This window comes from Actinobacillus ureae ATCC 25976 (genome assembly GCF_000188255.1).
Classification (GTDB): Bacteria; Pseudomonadota; Gammaproteobacteria; order Enterobacterales; family Pasteurellaceae; genus Actinobacillus; species Actinobacillus ureae.
The window spans coordinates 1-1,707 of the sequence record NZ_GL831088.1 but is presented as its reverse complement, the minus strand read 5'-3'; the positions used below and the strand labels follow the sequence as shown (position 1 = coordinate 1,707).

At 40.3% G+C, this 1,707-nt stretch carries 3 protein-coding genes; all 3 read left to right on the top strand.

The genetic code is table 11. The features are described from left to right. Positions 1-257 precede the first annotated feature (257 nt). A complete protein-coding gene (locus tag HMPREF0027_RS11150; protein ID WP_005600053.1) occupies positions 258-587 on the top strand; it encodes a YbaB/EbfC family nucleoid-associated protein in 330 nt (109 codons plus the stop codon). A 67-nt stretch (positions 588-654) separates the two neighbouring features. After that, a complete protein-coding gene (gene recR, locus HMPREF0027_RS11145; RefSeq protein WP_005625374.1) occupies positions 655-1,260 on the top strand; it encodes a recombination mediator RecR in 606 nt (201 codons plus the stop codon). Positions 1,261-1,340: 80 nt separating this feature from the next. Further along, entirely contained in the window at positions 1,341-1,664 is a 324-nt protein-coding gene (gene grxD, locus HMPREF0027_RS11140; protein ID WP_044024564.1) for a Grx4 family monothiol glutaredoxin, read from the top strand. Positions 1,665-1,707: the final 43 nt, after the last annotated feature.

Genomic DNA, 1,707 nt, shown 5'->3' with positions numbered 1-1,707 from the left:
AGATAAAACTCGATGACTTGTTGTTTGAATAGCGAGTTATATTTAGTCATAAAAAATCTGCACCTTAATCTGTTGGAGGTTTAGTCCAACTTTTGGGGTGCAGATCACTGCGGGAGCTTATTTTTTTATTCGTTATAAGCGGTCATTTTTTACTAAAATTTTGCAAACATCAGCAAAAGATAAGCGCTTGCCTAAAGTGGGGGGCTTAAGTAAAATAAACTGTTTCTATTTTTATTATACAAATTGAGGAAAATGTAATGTTTGGAAAAGGCGGCTTAGGCGGTTTAATGAAACAAGCTCAGCAAATGCAAGAGCGTATGCAAAAAATGCAAGAAGAAATCGCACAACTTGAAGTAACCGGCGAATCTGGTGCAGGTTTAGTAAAAGTAACAATCAATGGTGCGCACAATTGCCGTCGTATCGAAATCGATCCGTCATTAATGGAAGACGATAAAGAAATGGTGGAAGACTTAGTTGCCGCTGCATTCAATGATGCTGTTCGCCGTGCAGAAGAAATGCAAAAAGAAAAAATGGCAAGCGTGACTGCCGGTATGCAATTACCGCCGGGCATGAAATTCCCATTCTAATTGAGCGATAATGGATAGGAGCTTTTGCAACTATCCATTATTAATTTTCAACTATCCATTCCTATTTATGCAAATTAGCCCTTTACTCGAAAACCTTATGGAAGCCTTACGAGCTTTACCCGGCGTCGGCCCGAAATCCGCCCAACGTATGGCATATCATTTATTACAACGCAATCGTTCCGGAGGTGTAAACTTATCTAAAGCCTTGAATGAAGCGATGACGCATATCGGTCATTGCAACTCTTGTCGTACGTTTACCGAAGAAGACGAATGCAATATTTGTAAAAATCCTCGCCGCCAAATGAGCGGTCAACTTTGTGTGGTTGAAATGCCGGAAGATATTCAAGCAATTGAACAAACCGGACAGTTTTCAGGACGTTACTTTGTATTAATGGGACATCTTTCACCGTTAGACGGCATTGGACCGAGAGAAATCGGCTTAGATCTGTTACAAAGCCGTTTAGAAAACGAATCTTTTCACGAAGTCATTCTTGCCACTAATCCGACGATTGAAGGCGATGCGACTGCCAATTATATTGCGGAAATGTGCCGTATCCACAATGTAAAAGTCACACGAATTGCGCATGGGATTCCAGTTGGCGGCTCATTAGAAATGGTCGATGGTACAACCCTTTCTCACTCTTTTGCCGGTAGACGAGATATTTCGTTATAAGGTGAAAAGGTTATTTGGCTAGTCATAAAAGTCTGATACAATCACTCAGATATTAATCACTAGAGGTTATCATGGAAACTATCGATACTATTGAAAAAATCAAAAAACAAATCAGCGAAAACCCGATTCTTCTTTATATGAAAGGTTCGCCGAAATTCCCTTCATGCGGTTTCTCTGCTCGTGCGGTAGAAGCGGTAATTAACTGCCAAGTACCATTCGGTTATGTAGATATTTTAACCAACCCGGATATTCGTGCTGAATTACCAAAATTCGCAAACTGGCCGACTTTCCCACAATTATGGGTAGAAGGCGAATTAATCGGTGGTTGTGACATCGTATTAGAAATGTTCCAAAAAGGTGAACTACAAACCTTATTAAAAGAAGTTACGGCAAAACACGCTTAATTCTTTGACAAACATTCAGCCCAAGCAATTTGATCTGCACCCC